This window comes from Rhizomicrobium electricum (assembly GCF_011762045.1).
Classification (GTDB): Bacteria; Pseudomonadota; Alphaproteobacteria; order Micropepsales; family Micropepsaceae; genus Rhizomicrobium; species Rhizomicrobium electricum.
This window is the reverse complement of record NZ_JAASQS010000004.1, coordinates 397,181-413,369: the sequence shown is the minus strand read 5'-3', so window position 1 is coordinate 413,369 and position 16,189 is coordinate 397,181. Positions and strand designations below refer to the sequence as shown.

15 protein-coding genes and 1 tRNA gene are annotated in these 16,189 nt (G+C 64.2%); 6 read left to right on the top strand and 10 right to left on the bottom strand.

Annotated elements, in window-relative coordinates; all coding sequences use genetic code 11:
• Positions 1–12 precede the first annotated feature (12 nt).
• Both FHS84_RS10070 and FHS84_RS10065 read left to right on the top strand, forming a co-directional pair.
• The gene (locus tag FHS84_RS10070) at positions 13–2,394 is read left to right on the top strand and encodes a tetratricopeptide repeat protein (RefSeq protein WP_166933657.1); all 2,382 of its coding nucleotides are present in this window, start codon (positions 13–15) and stop codon (positions 2,392–2,394) included.
• A gap of 472 nt (positions 2,395–2,866) precedes the next feature.
• Positions 2,867–4,921: an SPFH domain-containing protein gene (locus FHS84_RS10065; RefSeq protein ID WP_166933655.1), complete on the top strand. Its 2,055-nt coding sequence runs from the start codon at positions 2,867–2,869 to the stop codon at positions 4,919–4,921.
• Between the two features lie 54 nt (positions 4,922–4,975).
• Here FHS84_RS10065 and FHS84_RS10060 read toward each other — a convergent pair whose 3' ends face one another.
• Positions 4,976–5,452: a hypothetical protein gene (locus tag FHS84_RS10060; RefSeq protein WP_166933653.1), complete on the bottom strand. Its 477-nt coding sequence runs from the start codon at positions 5,450–5,452 to the stop codon at positions 4,976–4,978.
• Positions 5,453–5,589: 137 nt separating this feature from the next.
• On the opposite strand from FHS84_RS10060, the gene FHS84_RS10055 reads away from it, so the two are divergent.
• Positions 5,590–6,504, top strand: a complete 915-nt coding sequence (locus FHS84_RS10055; protein ID WP_166933651.1) for an SDR family oxidoreductase — start codon at positions 5,590–5,592, stop codon at positions 6,502–6,504.
• A gap of 19 nt (positions 6,505–6,523) precedes the next feature.
• Here the strand turns inward: FHS84_RS10055 and FHS84_RS10050 are convergent, their stop codons facing one another.
• Both FHS84_RS10050 and FHS84_RS10045 read right to left on the bottom strand, forming a co-directional pair.
• A complete protein-coding gene (locus tag FHS84_RS10050) occupies positions 6,524–6,880 on the bottom strand; it encodes a hypothetical protein (RefSeq protein ID WP_166933649.1) in 357 nt (118 codons plus the stop codon).
• Between the two features lie 118 nt (positions 6,881–6,998).
• Positions 6,999–7,598 carry a histidine phosphatase family protein gene (locus tag FHS84_RS10045; protein WP_166933647.1) on the bottom strand — a complete coding sequence of 200 codons (600 nt, stop codon included), beginning with the start codon at positions 7,596–7,598 and terminating at the stop codon, positions 6,999–7,001.
• A 192-nt stretch (positions 7,599–7,790) separates the two neighbouring features.
• Here FHS84_RS10045 and FHS84_RS10040 point away from each other — a divergent pair, with 192 nt between their 5' ends.
• A complete protein-coding gene (locus tag FHS84_RS10040) occupies positions 7,791–8,588 on the top strand; it encodes an SDR family NAD(P)-dependent oxidoreductase (RefSeq protein WP_166933645.1) in 798 nt (265 codons plus the stop codon).
• A 228-nt stretch (positions 8,589–8,816) separates the two neighbouring features.
• Positions 8,817–9,560 carry a TorF family putative porin gene (locus tag FHS84_RS10035; RefSeq protein ID WP_166933643.1) on the top strand — a complete coding sequence of 248 codons (744 nt, stop codon included), beginning with the start codon at positions 8,817–8,819 and terminating at the stop codon, positions 9,558–9,560.
• A 121-nt stretch (positions 9,561–9,681) separates the two neighbouring features.
• Here the strand turns inward: FHS84_RS10035 and FHS84_RS10030 are convergent, their stop codons facing one another.
• From FHS84_RS10030 to FHS84_RS10005, 6 genes are all read right to left on the bottom strand, one after another.
• Entirely contained in the window at positions 9,682–11,205 is a 1,524-nt protein-coding gene (locus tag FHS84_RS10030) for a glycosyltransferase family 39 protein (protein ID WP_166933641.1), read from the bottom strand.
• Positions 11,206–11,297: 92 nt separating this feature from the next.
• Positions 11,298–11,507, bottom strand: a complete 210-nt coding sequence (locus FHS84_RS10025; protein WP_166933639.1) for a hypothetical protein — start codon at positions 11,505–11,507, stop codon at positions 11,298–11,300.
• A gap of 97 nt (positions 11,508–11,604) precedes the next feature.
• Positions 11,605–11,871 carry a PqqD family protein gene (locus FHS84_RS10020; protein WP_166933636.1) on the bottom strand — a complete coding sequence of 89 codons (267 nt, stop codon included), beginning with the start codon at positions 11,869–11,871 and terminating at the stop codon, positions 11,605–11,607.
• Complete coding sequence (locus FHS84_RS10015; RefSeq protein ID WP_166933633.1) at positions 11,868–12,791, bottom strand: sulfotransferase domain-containing protein; 924 nt, start codon at positions 12,789–12,791, stop codon at positions 11,868–11,870. The genes FHS84_RS10020 and FHS84_RS10015 overlap by 4 nt, the downstream gene beginning before the upstream one ends.
• Positions 12,788–13,702 (bottom strand): hypothetical protein, encoded by a 915-nt coding sequence (locus FHS84_RS10010; protein WP_166933631.1) that lies wholly within the window; start codon positions 13,700–13,702, stop codon positions 12,788–12,790. Before FHS84_RS10010 ends, FHS84_RS10015 begins: the two co-directional genes overlap by 4 nt.
• A 120-nt stretch (positions 13,703–13,822) precedes the next feature.
• Complete coding sequence (locus FHS84_RS10005; RefSeq protein ID WP_166933628.1) at positions 13,823–14,662, bottom strand: LytTR family DNA-binding domain-containing protein; 840 nt, start codon at positions 14,660–14,662, stop codon at positions 13,823–13,825.
• Positions 14,663–14,798: 136 nt separating this feature from the next.
• Here FHS84_RS10005 and FHS84_RS10000 point away from each other — a divergent pair, with 136 nt between their 5' ends.
• On the top strand, positions 14,799–15,944 hold the full coding sequence (locus tag FHS84_RS10000) for an acyltransferase family protein (protein ID WP_166933626.1): 1,146 nt from the start codon (positions 14,799–14,801) through the stop codon (positions 15,942–15,944).
• 90 nt (positions 15,945–16,034) lie between these two features.
• Here FHS84_RS10000 and FHS84_RS09995 read toward each other — a convergent pair.
• A tRNA-Pro gene (locus FHS84_RS09995) sits at positions 16,035–16,111 on the bottom strand.
• Positions 16,112–16,189 lie beyond the last annotated feature (78 nt).

Genomic DNA, 16,189 nt, shown 5'->3' with positions numbered 1-16,189 from the left:
GTGGGGGGTAGCGTGAAGTGGTGTGCGACGGCCCTGACGGGCGTGCTGTTGGCCGGGGCTGCGATCGCCGCCCTGCCGCCGGAATTTCCCAAAGTGCAGCCCGCCGAAAAGGCGCTGCCGCCCAACATCAAGGCCTGTTACGAGCCGTCCGATCCCAATGACGGCGACGCCATCATCGCCGCCTGCACCAAGCTGATCGACGACGCCAATGCCGGCGCCAAGGCGCGCAGCGCTGCCTACTCCGAACGCGGGCTGAACTATCTGCGCCGCGACGACCTCGCCAAGGCCGAAGCCGATTTCACCGAAGCGCTGAAGCTCAACGACCGCAACGGCCGCGCCCTGGCCGGACAATCGGGCGTGCTGGCGATCAAGAACGATTTCGAACAGTCGCACGCCCTGCTCGACCGGCTGGCGCAGGCCGATCCCGAGATGGCGCACTGGATCGCCTATCGCGGCGACGCGCGGCGCGAAAAGGGGCACCTCGACGAAGCCGCGCTGGCGGCCCTGACGCCGGGATCGGCGGCGGCGGCGCTGCTGCATGGCCTGGTCGAACTCAACCGCGGCTTCACCGAGCAGGCGGCGGGCGAATTCGCCAAGGCGGTGGCGCGCGAACCCGGCAATGCCCAGGCCCATGCCGGCCTCGGCCGCGCCTTGTGGCGCACCGGCAAGTACGCCCGCGCCGTCGACGAACTCAAAACGGCGCTGGCGAAGGACCCCGCGCTGGTGTCGGCCGAACTCGACATCGGCGCAATCTATCGCGAGCAGGAGCGGTTCGACGAAGCCGCCGCGACCTATGCCGACGTCCTCGCCCGCGATCCCGACAACGCCGACGCCTATGCCCAGCGCGGCACCACCTATGTCGAAGCCAGCCAGCCGGGGCGGGCGCTGAAGGACCTCAACCGCGCCATCGAACTCAAGCCCGATTCCGCCGACAACTATTACGTCCGCGGCAACGCCCACGAAAAACTGCTGCAGAACGAACTCGCCATCGCCGATTACGACATGTCGATCCGGCTGCAGCCGGTCAACTCGTTCGCCTACAACAATCGCGGCGTGGTGCGCGAACGCATGCGACAGTACGATCTGGCGCTGGCGGACTATTCCAAGGCGATCGAACAGAATCCGCGCAACGCCAACGCCCTCAACAACCGCGCCCTGATCTATGCCGAGCGCAAGGACTACGACCGCGCCCTTGCCGATTTCGACAAGGCCATCGCCGCCGATCCGCGCTACGCCCTCGGCTTCAACAACCGCGCCCGCATCTATGCCCGTACCGGCCGCATGGATCGCGCCATCGAGGATTACGGCCGCGCCATCGACCTCGCCCCCGGCGCGCTCAACTACCGCTTCGACCGCGGCGAAGCCTATATGGGCCTCGGCAAATTCGACGAGGCGATTGCCGATTTCACCGCCGTCCTCAAGCTGTCGCCCGACTACATGGCGGCACTCGCCGACCGCGGCGCCAGTTACATGATGCGGGACAAGCTCGATCTCGCCCGCGCCGATTTCGAACGCGCCCTCAAGATCCAGCCGAACCAGCCCTACGTGCTGGCGCGGATGGGCGTCCTCGCCTACGACAAGGACGAAACCGCACGCGCGACCGAATATCTCGACAAGGCGCTGGCGCTCGAGCCGGACTATTACTACGCCCTGTCGTTCCGGGCCCGCACCCTGTGGGATGGGAACAAGATCGATCTCGCCCTCAAGGACTGCGCGCGGATGATCGAGCTGCAGCCCGGCAACGCCGAAGGCTGGCTTCTGAAAGGCCGCATCCAGACCGCCGCGCACGACGACGCCGGCGCGCTGGCCTCGTTCGAAAAAGCCATCGCCTTGGCGCCCAAGGACATCGGCCCGTTCTACTGGCGCAGCCATTTCTATGGCCGCAAGCGCGATTTCGTCCACGCGCTGGCCGATCTCGACCGGGCACTGGCGATCGATCCGGACAACGCCGCGGTGCTGGCCGAACGCGGCAGCCTGCATCTCGAAGCCGACGATCCCGTCAAAGCCATGCCCGATCTCGACGCGGCGCTGGCACAGCTTCCCGAAGCCTCCGTCGTGCTCGGCAACCGCTGCTGGGCGCGCGGACTTCTCAACCGCGATCTCGACAAGGCGCTGGCGGACTGCAACAAGGCGCTGACGCTGGAGCCGAAATCCGCCGCGGTGCTGGATTCGCGCGGCTTCATCTATTTCCGCCAGAGCAAATTCGCCGAAGCGCTCAAGGAATTCGACGCCGCGCTCGCCGTCGCACCGAAACAGGCGCCGTCGCTCTTCATGCGCGGCGTGACCAAACTGAAGCTCGGCGACAAGGCGGGCGGCAACGCCGACATCGAAGCGGCGAAGAAACTCGATGCCAATGTCGCGGCAACCTATGCCAAGTGGGGCGTGACGCCGTAGCAAAGCCTGTCATCCCCGGCCGAACAGACGCGCCTTAAGCGCGGGTGGGAGGGGAAGGGGACCCAGGTGCGTGCATCGCGCAGGCGCCGAAGAAACGGTCGTGTGCATTCTTCATCACTGTACCGTTGGTAATACCTGGGCCCCCTTCCCCTCCCATCCTCCGCAGCTTCGGACGGTCGGCCGGGGATGACACGATTGGTGCGAGACGAAAAAGATGTCTGCCGACTCGCCCCCTCACATGTCCGTCAAGTGAAATCGGTGCGCGGCCGGGACGCATGCTGCCATCTGTTTTTTGCATCGCGAACGGTTTTCAATAGCCTTGTTTTGCCGGGGGGCGCGCATACATGAGTCTCGCCAACACATGGAGCGCGTTCGCGCATCTTAACGGCAAACATCATCTGACAGTTGACCGCAACCGAACCGGTGCTCCCCCGAGCGCCGCGGCGGCTTGGCGCGCAACGAAGGGGGCTTAATGTTCGACATTGCTAATGTCGGTCTCTCCGGCGTCGGCTGGGGAATCGCCATCATCCTGTTCCTGATCGTCTTCCATTTCGTCAAATCCATCCGCCTGATCGGCGCCACAGAAGTGGGTCTGGTGCGCAAGCGCTTCGGCTTCAAGCGGCTCGGCGCCGATTGCGTCATCGCCTTCGACGGCGAAGCCGGCTATCAGGCCAAACTCTTGATGCCGGGCTGGCGCTTCAAACTGTGGCCGGTCTACGACGTTTCGCGCTATCCCATGGTGCAGATTCCGGCGGGACAGATCGGCGTCGTCATCGCCCAGGTCGGCGAGCCGTTGCCGGTCGGCGCCAAGTCGGCCGTCTTTAAGGACGCGTTCGGCAACTTCTCCGACGTCGAGACCTTCGTGAAAGGCGGCGGCCAGAAAGGCGTGCAGCGCCCCGTGCTGCCGCCGGGCACGGCCGTCGCGATCCATCCGGTCGGCTTCCTCGTCATCACCAAGGACACGGTGTTCGGCGCCCCGATCGACGAACGCTATGCCTATGCCGCCCGTCACGGCAGCCTGAAGCCGGAATCCTTCGGCCTCAATCCCGACCAGCTCGATGTCGTGCGCATCGAACCGAAAGACTGCGGCGGCGGCCGGGTGGTCGACATGATCGGCATCGTCACCACCTACGAAGGCCCGCCGCTGCCCAAGGGCGCCATCGCCAACCGCATCGGCGACTTCGCGGAAATCTCCGAGATCGAAGGCAAGCCGAACAACACCGACGCCGAACTGGTGGAATCGGTCTTGGCGGTGAAGAACGAGACCCACAACAACTACCAGAACTTCCAGGCGTTCCTTGATAGCGGCGGCCGCATCGGTTTGCAGCACGACCCGTTGATGTACGGCGCCTATAACCTCAATCCGTTCCTAGTGTCGGTCGAAATCGTGCCGATGCTGGTGGTGAACCAGGGCGAAGTCGCGGTCTTGAAGGCGTACGTCGGCCTCGCCACCGAAGACACCTCGGGCGCCGACTTCAAGTTCGGCAGCTTGGTGCGCCCCGGCCACCGCGGCATCTGGCAAGAGCCTTTGCGCACCGGCAAATACGCGATCAATCCGCGCTGCTATTCGGCGGAAATCGTGCCGACCTTCATCCTGACCCTCAACTGGGCCGAGGCGACGTCCACCGCGCACGACCTCGATAAATCGCTCAAGCAGATCACGGCGAAATCGCGCGAAGGCTTTGTGTTCGACATCGACCTGCAAGTGCAGATCCATGTGCCGGATACCGAAGCGCCGAAAGTGATCTCCATCGTCGGCACCATGCTGAATCTCGTCACCGAGGTTTTGCAGGCCGCGGTCGGCAACCACTTCCGCGACAAGCTGCAATCGATGCCCGCCATCGATTTCATCGAGAAGCGGCAGGAAGTGCAGTCGCAGGCGCAGGAACACATCACCGAGAAGCTGAAGCAGTATCGCATCGAGACGCGCGGCGTGTACATCCAGGACGTGGTGTTCCCGCAGCAGCTCGTCGATGTCTTGACGGCGCGCGAAATCGCCAATCAGCAGCAGGAGACCTACAAGGCCGAAGAACGGGCGCAAGGCCAGCGCCTCGAACTCGAACAGGCGCGCGGCAAGGCCGACATGCAGTCGGAACTGGCGCGCTCCGCCATCGGCATCGACATCGCCAAGAACAAGGCGCAAGGCGTCCAGAACGAAGCCGACGGCGAAAGCTACCGGCTCGAAAAAGTCGGCCGCGCCAGCGCGGTGAAGACCGAAGCCGAAGGCCTCGCCGTGGCCAAGGGCCTCGAAGCCCAGCAGCTCGCCATCGGCAAGGACCAGACCGCCATCGTCAATGTGGTGAAGGCCTTGGCGGCGGGTACGCAGCGCTTCATGCCGGAAAACCTCGCCTTGACGCTGGGCGGCGGCGATCTCGGCTCCAGCCTCAATGCGCTGATCCCGCTGGTGATGAAGAAGCTCGACAGCAGCACCAAGCCGGAACCGGAAGCGCCCGCGACCCAGCACGCGCCCAAGGACGCGGTGAGCTTCGAAGTCGGCTATTCGGCGACGATCAAAGAAAAGCACTGACAGCCGCGCAGACTCAGGCGGTCAGCCCACCCGGCTGGCCGCCTTTTTCATGCGCTACTTCTTGATCTCGCTCTTGCCGGGCTTGGCGCGGCCCGAGGCATCGGCGGCGAGCGCGTAGCAGAGCTTCATGCGATCGGCGAGATAAGTGAGGTCCGCCTTGGTGCCGTGATAGGCGGACAGCATAAGCTGGGCATAGTGGTTGCGCGCGGCGCCGTAGGCCTCGGCGGTCACCTGACCGGACGCCTTGGCCCGCTCGTAGGTGTCGCGCATGACGTCGGAATAGAAGCCGGCCGGCGGCAGGAACAGCGGACGGTACAGCGCCACCGGCGCCCCGCCCGGAACCGGCGCGATGATGACTTCCGAATTCAGGTTCGGTTCCGACAAAAGGAATTTGGAGACATCGCAGATCGCCAGGGCATCGGCCCAGGAGTCGGCTTTCTGGACGTCGTAGTCGGTGAGCGATGCGGCGGATGCGGGAACGGCGATCGCGGCCGCGAGTGCGAGGATCGAAACCAGGCTTGTCGCCTTCATGGCAGACACTCCGGAAAATGTCGGACAATAATGCCATAGCGCAAGCAGCGCTAACATTCACAGCTTGGTGAGCATAGGCCCGCAACAGGCGTGGCGATACCGCGTTGTTTTCCGCAAACCCCTTCCGGAGACGCGCGATGGACAAGCACGGCAGCGACTTTACAACGGCAACCGGCCTTCAAGATCCGACAAGCAAATATCCGCGGCCGCCCTACAAGAAACAGCAGCAGCCCTGGCCGGGCCTTGCCTGCAAGATGGAACCGCCGCCCGATCACGGCGAGAAAAGCTATGTCGGATCGGGACGACTGACCGGCCGCAAGGCGCTGATCACCGGCGGCGATTCCGGCATGGGGCGCGCCGCCGCCATCGCGTTCGCGCGCGAAGGCGCCGATGTGGCGATCAATTATCTGCCGGCGGAAGAAGAGGACGCGCGCGAGGTCCTCGCGCTCATCACCGAGGCCGGACGCAAGGCCGCGGCGATTCCGGGCGATCTTCGCGACGAAGCGTTCTGCACCAAGCTGGTCGAGGATGCGGTCAAGATGCTCGGCGGGCTCGATATCGTGGTCTCGAACGCGGCGCGTCAGCAGGAGCACGCCAGCATCACCGACATCACGACGGAAGAATTCGACGCCACCATCAAGACCAACATCTATGCGCCATTCTGGATTCTCCGCGCGGCGGTGCCGCATCTGAAGCCGGGCGCGACCATCATCGCCACCACCTCGGAACAGGCGATCGATCCCTCGCCGCAGATTTTCGACTACGCGATGACCAAGGCGGCGACGACCAATCTCATCCGCGGGCTCGCCAAGCAGCTCGGACCGAAAGGCATCCGCGTCAACGGCGTGGCGCCGGGACCGATCTGGACGCCGCTCAACATCGCGGGCGGCGCCAAACCGGAAAAGGTCGAAAAATTCGGCGGCCAGACTCCGCTCGGCCGCGCCGGTCAGCCGGCGGAACTGGCGTCGATCTACGTGCAACTTGCCGCGGCCGACGCCAGCTATGCCAACGGACAGGTTTACGGCGCAGCGGGCGGCGCGGGAATGCCATAAACCCGCTGCGCGAGGGCGGTTAGCGCCCGCCCCACCACGACCACGACGTCGCCACCCAGCGGCAGCGGTCGCCGTCGTCGTCGCAGACCCAGCGGCCATGGCGGCGGTTGTCGTAGGAACGATCGCCGTAGGACTGGCCGTATTGGCCGTAGCGGTAGCGGTTGTTCCAATAGGAATAGCGATCGCGATCCAGCGGCACGCGGCGGCAGTCGTCGCCGTCGTCGTCGCAGATCACGCGCCAGCAACGGTCGCCGTCGCTATCGCAGCGCGTATAGGATTGATGCGCCGATGCGGCGGTGGTGGCGCCGGCAAACGCGGCAACCGCAAAGGACGCCGCAAGAATTGCTTTTTTGAAGGTCCGGTACTCGAACATCATCGCTTTGCTCCATTGGCGACGTTTCGAGTGTATGTATCGCAAACGGCTTCTGAACCGCCGCTGAACGCACTACGTCGAAAATAAGATTGCCGCAAAGGCAGCTAGCAGCGGCTCTGGTTCAGCCGAGTTCGTAGACCACGGCGTTCCAGAAGCGGACGCGATGGGAGCCGGTTTTCTTGAAGCCGCGGCGGGCCAGTTCGCGGCCGATCATGGCGTTGAAATAGCCGTGCGCGACCAGCGCCGAGGTGCCGTCTTCCTGCGCCTTGAAGATCAAGATGTCGGCGGCCGATTTGGCGCGCTGCTTGGCGCGGCGGTAGTTCTCGATCTCGGGATGATAACCGGCATGCCACAGCAAGCGGCTCATCACCGCCCAGGCCGGCACGCCGAGACGGATCAGCGGAATCTTGGGGCTCGCCAGCGGCGCTTCCTCGAACAGGGAGTCGGTAATCAATTCCGCGTGCGGAGCGATCGCCTTGGCGCTTTCCTGCGAGCGCGGACGCTGCGAGGTGAAGATCGCGGACAAGCCTTTGGCGAGATCCTGCAATTCTTCCGGCGGCACGCTCGACGGATCGAGGCCGGCGGCTTCGTAGGCGTCGATATAATCGCTGAACCCGAGATGGCCGGTGCGCTGCTTGGTCGAAATCGCCGGACGGCCGTGGCGCACCAGCACGATCCGAAGCGCCGCCTGGGTATAGGCGTGCCGTCGCGACCGGCGCACGAGGCGCATCCGGGCCCGAGCGAAAACGGACGGTTGGCCGCTAATGGTCGCTCCTTGCAGCGTCATTGGCTCAAATTTCGATTGCCGTTAATATTCGCGCTTTCAGCCCGAAAACCGATACCCACTTCTCGGGAAAGCGCTCTAAGGTGCATTTCAGGCGCAACTTCGGCAAGATGAAATCCGGGACAGGTCATGGACGAGAGAGGCTTCAAAGGCAAGACCGCGATTGTCACAGGTTCCGCTACCGGCATCGGCGCGGCGGTCGCCCGTAGATTCGGCCGCGAAGGCGCCAATATTGTGGTGAATTATTCCCGAAGCAAAGCCGAAGCGGAGGCCGTCGTGGCCGCGGTGGAAACCGCCGGCGGGCGTGCCATTGCGATCCAGGGCGACGTCGCCAGCGACGCCGACTGCCGCAAGATTGCTGCCGCCGCCATCGAAGCCTTCGGCACCGTCGACATTCTGGTCAACAATGCCGGCATCACCAAATTCGCCGCCCACGCCGATCTCGATGCCTTGAGCCAGGCCGATTTCCAGCGGCTCTACGGCGTCAACGTGATCGGCGCCTTCCAGATGGTGCGCGCGGTCATCGCGCCGCTGAAAGCGAGCGGACACGGCAGCGTCGTCAACGTCTCCTCCATCGCGGGCACCTTCGGCATCGGATCGTCGATCGCCTATGCCGCCTCGAAAGGCGCGCTCAACACCATGACGCGATCGCTGGCGCGGGCGCTGGCGCCTCACGTCCGCGTCAACGCGGTATGCCCCGGCTTCGTCGCCTCCTCCTGGTTCACGCGCAGTTTCGGCACCGAAACCGCCGAGCGCCTCGCCGACGAGCACGCCAAGACGGTGCCGCTCGAACGCGTCGCCGCGCCGGAGGATATCGCCGACATCGTCGCCTTCTTCGCCGGCCCCGCTTCGCGCCACGTCACCGGCGAAACGCTGCTGGCGGACGGCGGATTGCACCTCGCCGTGGGGCAAACCTCGTTCCGTTAGACGTTCTTACGAATCGAAATTATGCCGTCTAATTGGGCAGCACACTGCTCAAGGTGTGTCCAATTGGTGTTGCATTGCAACAACGCACCCCCAAATCCCGCCTGATTCGCGGTTTTCCTGCCGTAACGCCGTCCGGTTGGATATTGCCTTGAGGGCCGCCCTGACACGACATGTAGACAGCACTGACGCACGATGCGTCGCTGCATGAAGCATTCGAGGGCGATGACCATGAAATCGACTGGCCTGAAACTGACATTTGCCGCGGCAATGATGGCCACCGTGGCGGTTCCGGCATTGGCCGACGATGCGCCGGCATACGGCAGCATCAGCGGCTATCTGGCAGTCGAAAGCGACTACCGGTATCGCGGCATCAGCCAGAACAACAATGAAATCACGCCGGAAGGTTCGCTGAACTGGACCGGCCCGATGGGCTTCTATGCCGGCACCTGGCTGGCGCGCACCGATTGGGGCGGCAAGAATCCCGGCTTCGAGATGGATATCTACGGCGGCAAGCACTTCGACATCTACGGCACCGACCTCAATGTCGAAGCCTATTACTACAGCTACCCCGACTACGACGCCCACGGCGGCCCCAAGGCCAGCTACTTCGAAATGCAGGGCATCCTGAGCCACTCCTTCGACAAGCTCACCCTATCGCTGACCGGTGCCTATTCGCCGGAATGGAGCCTGGAAGGCGGCGACGGCTGGTACGGCGCCGGCACGGCGTCTTACGCCCTCACCGACTGGCTGACCGTCAGCGGCACCGTCGGCCGTCAGTATGTCGAACTGGCGCCCAAAGACTACTGGCACTGGGATGTCGGCTTCACCGCCGTCTACAAGAGCTTCTCGCTCGACGTGCGCTATGTCGGCAACGACATCAAGAAGGCGGACGCCGGCTTCTGGATGGCGAACAAGGACGCCACCAAGGACACGGTGAAGGTCAACCTGACCTACAATTTCACCCTGCTCTAGAGTTTTTGATTGTCGCGCTTGCGGACGGAAAACCGGTTCCCACTTTTCCTGCAAGCGCTCTGATTTGCCTACCGCGTATTGAACAAGGCCCCGCAGGAGCGATCCTCGCGGGGCCTTTGGTTTATTCGTAATGCTTCACCTTCGGCCAGACCTCGGCGAGCGGCTTTTTCAATCCGCGCTCGATCCAGATCGGCTGGCCCGTCTCGTAGGGCATGGCGTAAGGATCGTCGAGCGTGCCGCCGAGTTCGACGGAGCGAAACTCCTTCAGATGATTTTCGCGCGTGCCGCCGATCTCGATCACCACGTCGCCGGTATGGCCCCGCGGCCCCCACAGCCAATAATTGTTGTGACCGCTGATCGCCGGCGGCAGACCGAGTTTTTCGCCGTAAACGTCGATGGCGCCCGCCTCGCCGTAATTGGTGCCGTAGAACGCCGCCTTCGCACGATCCGCTGGCGGCAGCGCGTGATAGATCGCGGCAACCTTCTCCGCCATCGCTTTCCAGCCGTGCTGGTCGGCAAAGTGTTGCGGCAAGCGGCCTTGTTTCAGGTGCTCGGCGGCCGACACCGACGGCCCCATGCCCAACGCGGCCGCATAGCGGATGTAGCTCTCTTCCGGCAGCAGCGGGATGGCAAGCGGCGCAGTGATCGCGCCGGTCAACCCGACGAGGGCCAGCAAAGCGGCGCGCAAAGCCACGGACGCAAACCACTGCTCGATCCGGGCCGCACCGATAGCGAACAGGATCGGATAGATCGAGGTGAGGAAATACGCTTTGCCGTGGGTGGCGACGAAGAACGCAAACAACAGGACATAGGCGATGGGAAAGGCGCGGAACGTCGACCAGCGCGGCCGGGCGAGGCACGCCCACAACCCCGCCAGCCAGACCGGCGCCGCCAGCGGCCCGACGATCAAGATCTGCTGCATGAAGAACGCGCCCGGCGACAGCGCGATGTTCTTGCCGTTCATCGCCGCCTTGCCGAGTTCGAGGAACGGCCAGCCGTGCGCCTGCTGCCACAACACATTCGGCAGAACCAGCACGATCGCCACCAAGGCGCCGCCGTAAACCCACGGACGCAGCAAGGAGCGGCGCAGCGGCGTCGCCAGAAGTCCGACGGCGAGCGCGCCGATGTAGAAGGCGATCATGTATTTGCTGAGCAGGCAGAGGCCGACCACGGCGCCGAAAGCAAGCCACCAGCGTTCGTCTCTGGTGCGTTCGATCCGGACGAGGATCATGGCGCACGCCAGCCAACTGATCGCCTGGAAGGTGTCGGTGGTGAACAAGAGGCCGATCGACAGGAAATGCGGCACCGCCAGCGCGCACAGACCCGCCAGCCATTGCGCATAGCGGCCGCCGCCGATCTGGCGGGCGAACTCGGCCGTCGCCGCGACCGTCAGCGACATCACCAAAGCCGGGACCAGACGGAAGGCGGTCAGCCAGCCGTCCGACAACGCCCACGACCATGCCGCCAGCATCGGCACCAGCGGCGGCTGATCCACATAGCCCCAGGCGAGGCGCCGGCCGCAGACGATGAAATAGAGCTCATCGCGAAAAATGCCGTACCCTGCATTGGTCATGAGATGCAGAAGCAGCGTCAGTACGCCCAAAATCGCAGCGGGGGTCGCAAGCTTCCGCCAATCGATCGTCATCGTCCTCTCCCGGCAAACAATCCGCCGGGCGCACGGTAGCAGCAGCCGCGCCGACGCGCGCTAACGAAACCGTGACCGGAATGAGGAATGAGTCAGACGAACCAGAGCAGGCCGGCGATCACCGCCCACAAGGCCGCCGAGATCGCCACGGCAAACCAGATCGTCCGGCCGAGTTCCCAAGGCTCTTCTTCGGCATGGATTTGGTTCCAGTCCATCTCGAAGGAGACCGGCAAGGCAGGGCGGCGCTCGGCGCGTACTTCGGCCAAGCTGATCACGTTTTCTCGGCTGGATACGGCAGCCATGACCCGCGCTTCTTCTGAACCCACGCTGCCATGGTCTGCTACAAAATTTAAGGCGCAGTAAATAGAAAGCCGAGTGCGGCGGCCGCTTCACCCGGCCTCACGCGCGGTCGATCGCCACAGCCCCGTGCTCCACCAGATCCTCGAGGAACGCCTTCACCTCGGCGCGGCAGATTTCGGGCACGACGTCGAATTCGCGGTCGAGCTCGGCGCAAATTGCTTCAAAATCCTGGGTGGAGTCCATCAACTCCCAGACCCGCGCGCCGACTTCGCTGAGGCCGATATAGTTGCCTTTTTGCGCATTCATCATCACCAGTTCGCCGCCGACCTTGGCCGCCAGCCAGCCGTCCAGCTTTCGCACCATCATGACAGGGCTTTCCTTCTCGCAGTAGGCATTTCACCGGATAGCGCGTATCCCAGCCGGCTCATCATCGGGGCATGCTCGCGCTCGATCCGGGCGATCTGTTCGGCGGTGAGTTCGCTCCGCCAGCCGCCCGCCACACCGCGGCGAAAGAAGCGGCCTTGCGTGGGCGTGCGCGGAGCTTCGCGGAAGCCGGCATCCAGCTCTTGCCTTTGCAACTCGGCGAACCGCGTCCGTTCGACCGCGCCCCCGATCCGCTCATCCGCAACCGGGCAGCCGGCAAAATCCAAGGCTTTCGCAATCGTCCCGGCGGCGTCGGCCTGCAAATCCTCGTAACGCAGGAGATGGACGGGAAGATCGGCCTGATCGAGCCAGCTCGCGACATGACCGCTCCAGGTGAGCAGCCTCTGGCGGAACTGGTCGGTCAGCGCCCGCGTCTTGGCGCAGAAGCAGGCCTCGGGATTGCCCATGAACGCGATCGCCTGGTCGACGCCGGTGCCGTTGTGATGGGCGAGCGAAGGCGCCACATCGCGCGGATCGCGAACGATCACGATGACCCCGTCCGCGCCGCGATTTCCGGCAAGCAGCGGTTCGCCTTGCGCGGTCTGCGTATAGGCGTCGTGCACCTTGACGAGACGGACCGGCGGGCGCTCCTGCGGCACGTCGTAGGTGTCGTCCTCGGCGCCGCGAGCGAGTTGTTCGTAAACCCGCGGCCGCAGACGATCGGCTTCGTCGTGGGTCAACAGACCGGAGTCGATCAGTAGCAGGAAATCGAACGGCGCGCGGGCACTGGCGATACCGCTGCGTTCGGACAGATCGTTGATACCGACCGGCCGTCCGTCCTGGGCCAGACAATTGGCGGCCAGCATCCGCACCCAGGTGTTGCCGGACTTGGGATAGGAGGCAAGCCAAACGGTTCTGGTCACGACGGCTTCTCCGTTAAACCGGTTTCGCGCCAATGCCGCTCCAGCCCATCGAGCCCGGCGGGCAGTTCGGAGAAATCGAGAGGACGGCTGAGGTGAAAAATCCCGGCATGGCCGGCAATCGCCGTCGCCGCATAGAAATAGTCCGCCCGCCGCCCCATGCGCTGCACCAGAAGCGGACGATAGGCGTTGCGGCGCAAGAGCAGCGAAGCGTCGACGACATTCGGCCGCTCGATGCCCGGCACGATCGGCGGCCGTGCTTCGCGCAACGCGTAGATCGCGCCGAGCGGCATCGCCTCGCCGAATACCTCTCGAGGCTCGACATAGAATTTCTCGATGGCGTCGCGCACCGCCTCGCCGCGGGAAAAACCCAACTGCGCGATGGCGTGCGCCCACAGTTTCAATTGGCGCCCATCGGGATAGATCACCGGCGTGCCCGCGGAATCGAACGAAACCGCACCGACGTCGTCGGTCACGAGCGGATAACCGCGCTGGCCCAAAGCGGCGGCGATAGTCGATTTTCCCGCACCCGACGCGCCGCAGAACACCACCGCCTTGCCGCCGACCTTCACCGCACTGGCATGCAGCACGATGGCGCCGCGCTGGTGCAGCAGAATGCCGAACGCCGTCCCCAGCAGAAACGCCCGGACGTCCTCGACCGGGCCTTCCGGCGCGAAGGCGAGAACGCGGCCGCCGGTCAGAAGAAACCGGACGATGCCCGGTATGCGCAAGAGAAAGCGGTCGCCGGACATTTCCCAGGTGGGGCCGGAGGCGTCGGGGTTTTCGAGATTTGCCGGAACCGGCGCCTGCCGGATCCAGACATCGGGCGGCTCGCCGTTCAGCGGCCGGGCAATCAACCCCGGCAAAGCGATGTCGCTCTCTACCGAAAGGCCCGCGATGCCATAACCGTGCATCGTCTCCCCCGTCCCGGCAGCTTTTCCGGGCGCGCCCTACGGCACCCCCCGGAGCATTGTTATGCTACTCACACGGTTGGGAAAAGAATTTTACAACCATAAAGAGAAGGCTGCAGTCCGCTAATTCGCGCGAAGTTTTGCCAGTGCCTCCGGAAAGCGCCGCGACAGCGGCACCGTCAACGCGCCGAGGCCGATCGCATAATCGCCCGAGCCTTCCGGATTGAGCGCGGTCACCGCGGCGGCGTTCACCAGCCAGGAGCGGTGCGTCCGCACGAAGCCATGCGGCGCCAGTTCGCGTTCGAGCGCCGAAAGGGAGGAGCGCATACAAAGCCGGCGGCCGTCGCGCAGCACGAATTCCGCGTAATTGCCTGCCGACGACACCGCGAGAATGGTCTCGATCATCACCCGATTGAGCTTGGTGCCGTCGCGGATGTCGAAGGTGAGCGGCTGCGGTGCCGGGGCCTGCTGCTGACGCAACAGGGACAGGGTGAAGCCGAAGGCCGCCATGAACACGACGTACGCCAACGCATCCCGGCCGAGCGAGTAGAAGAAGCTCTCCCAAAACGGCGCGAACACATAGTGCCGCCCCATCGCGAAATACGCGGCCTTGCATAAGAGAACGAAGCCGCCGATATGGCCGACGGCGAAGGCGAGCAAAGCCGGAATGTGCAGCAAGAGGCGCCAGCTCAGGCGGTTCGGCGGCGCCAGGCAGTAGGCCACCCACGCAATCCAAAAAAACGAAACCAGCGTGATCCAGCTCGATCCCTCCCAGATGATCGGCTCGATCACCGAGAGGCGCGGATTGGCATGGAGGGTGGAAATCACGCCCAGGGTGTTGATGAACGCCCCAACCACCGCAACGGCGCCGAGGGTGAACAGAAAGGTCCGCCGCGGCGTGCCGTTTGTCCCCAAATCCGCGCCGATCGTCACAAGCCGCTGCCAGACATCACGTATTCGCATCCACCGGCCCCACACCCGTTGAACCTGCCTGACCGATACGAAATCTGAGCATCGGTGGGAAGACGGCAGACGTCTTGCCGCACTCCGTCATGATTTTAGTTCGCGACGCAATTCATCGTTCGAGGGGATAGCAGCAATGACCGCACAACCGGCCCGAAGGGTCGATTTCATCGACAATCTCCGCTGGGTTGTCATCATCTTCGTCGTCGGCGTTCACGCCGCGTGTTCCTATAGCGGTGTCGGAGGCTGGTACTGGCACAGTCCCACCCAACCCGATCCGGTGTCGCAGATCGCGCTGATCGCCTACGAAGCCTCGCTGCAGGCCTTCTTCATGGGCTTTCTGTTTTTCCTGGCGGGCTATTTCGTGCCCACCGCCTATGACCACAAAGGCTTCGTCCGCTTCCTGCGCGACCGCGCCTTCCGGCTCGGACTGCCAGCGCTGCTGTACATTTTCATCATCCATATCGGTACCGGCTATTTCCTGCTCGGCTGGTACGACAAGTCCGGCTTGAGCCTTGCCGCGGCGTGGTGGGAGTACGTCTCGCATCCCGGCTGGCTCAACGGCACCGGCCCGTTGTGGTTCGCCGTGGCGCTCTTGGCGTTCTGCACCATCTACGCCGTGTTCCGGCTGATCGTCCGACGCGTTCCGGCGGCGCCCGCAAATCCTACCGCCCCCTCCCTCATCGCCATGTTGAGCATCGGCGTAGCGGTCGGCGCGGCGGCGTTCCTGGTGCGCCAAGTCGCGCCGGTCGGGACGTCCTGGCACAACATGCAGTTCTGCTTCTTCCCGCAATACGTGGTGCTGTTCCCGCTCGGGATCCTGGCGCGGCGCCGCGGCTGGATCGAAGCGCTGCCCGCCCGCTGGGGCACGCCGATGCTGGCGACCGCCGTGATCGGCGCGCCGATCTCGATCGCCGTGCTCACGGTGCTGAACACCATGATGCACGGAAGCTTCGCCGACATCGCCGGCGGCCTGACGTGGGCGGCCGCGATCTATGCCTTCTGGGAACAGATCGTCTGCGTGCTGTTCTGCGTCGGACTGCTGATCGTCTTCCGCGACCGGTTCAACATCCGCAACCGGCTGACCGGATTTCTCTCCGACAACGGTTTCGCGGTTTATGTGATCCATCCGCCGGTGCTGGTGGCGATCACGCTGGCCATGCGGCCGCTGCAATGGCCGGCGCTCGGTATGTTTGCCTTCGCGTGGGCTGCCGCCCTGGTGGCGAGCTTTGCGGCCGGAGCGCTGCTGCGGCAGGTGCCGGGGTTGAAGCGGATTTTGTAGCCGCGGCCGGTCCGGCGGCCACCGACAAGCCTAACGGGGCGTTTGGCACCAGCCAGACGCCCTATTTCTTTGAAAATGTTGGGAAAATGCTGGTCGGAGAGAGAGGATTCGAACCTCCGGCCCCCACGTCCCGAACGTGGTGCTCTACCAGGCTGAGCTACTCTCCGGCCAATCCCCCTTGCGGGGAAGGCGCGGGGTTATAGCGGGGCATTCCCCACCCGGCAAGCGGCGGATTCTCGCGAATT

What these genes read in the sequence shown, in the direction of transcription:
- FHS84_RS10065 (WP_166933655.1), top strand. Translation starts at nt 2,867, where the DNA reads ATGTTCGACATTGCTAATGTCGGTCTCTCCGGCGTCGGCTGGGGAATC.
- FHS84_RS10060 (WP_166933653.1), bottom strand. Translation starts at nt 5,452, where the DNA reads ATGAAGGCGACAAGCCTGGTTTCGATCCTCGCACTCGCGGCCGCGATC.
- FHS84_RS10055 (WP_166933651.1), top strand. Translation starts at nt 5,590, where the DNA reads ATGGACAAGCACGGCAGCGACTTTACAACGGCAACCGGCCTTCAAGAT.
- FHS84_RS10050 (WP_166933649.1), bottom strand. Translation starts at nt 6,880, where the DNA reads ATGATGTTCGAGTACCGGACCTTCAAAAAAGCAATTCTTGCGGCGTCC.
- FHS84_RS10040 (WP_166933645.1), top strand. Translation starts at nt 7,791, where the DNA reads ATGGACGAGAGAGGCTTCAAAGGCAAGACCGCGATTGTCACAGGTTCC.
- FHS84_RS10035 (WP_166933643.1), top strand. Translation starts at nt 8,817, where the DNA reads ATGAAATCGACTGGCCTGAAACTGACATTTGCCGCGGCAATGATGGCC.
- FHS84_RS10030 (WP_166933641.1), bottom strand. Translation starts at nt 11,205, where the DNA reads ATGACGATCGATTGGCGGAAGCTTGCGACCCCCGCTGCGATTTTGGGC.
- FHS84_RS10025 (WP_166933639.1), bottom strand. Translation starts at nt 11,507, where the DNA reads ATGGCTGCCGTATCCAGCCGAGAAAACGTGATCAGCTTGGCCGAAGTA.
- FHS84_RS10020 (WP_166933636.1), bottom strand. Translation starts at nt 11,871, where the DNA reads ATGATGGTGCGAAAGCTGGACGGCTGGCTGGCGGCCAAGGTCGGCGGC.
- FHS84_RS10010 (WP_166933631.1), bottom strand. Translation starts at nt 13,702, where the DNA reads ATGCACGGTTATGGCATCGCGGGCCTTTCGGTAGAGAGCGACATCGCT.
- FHS84_RS10005 (WP_166933628.1), bottom strand. Translation starts at nt 14,662, where the DNA reads ATGCGAATACGTGATGTCTGGCAGCGGCTTGTGACGATCGGCGCGGAT.
- FHS84_RS10000 (WP_166933626.1), top strand. Translation starts at nt 14,799, where the DNA reads ATGACCGCACAACCGGCCCGAAGGGTCGATTTCATCGACAATCTCCGC.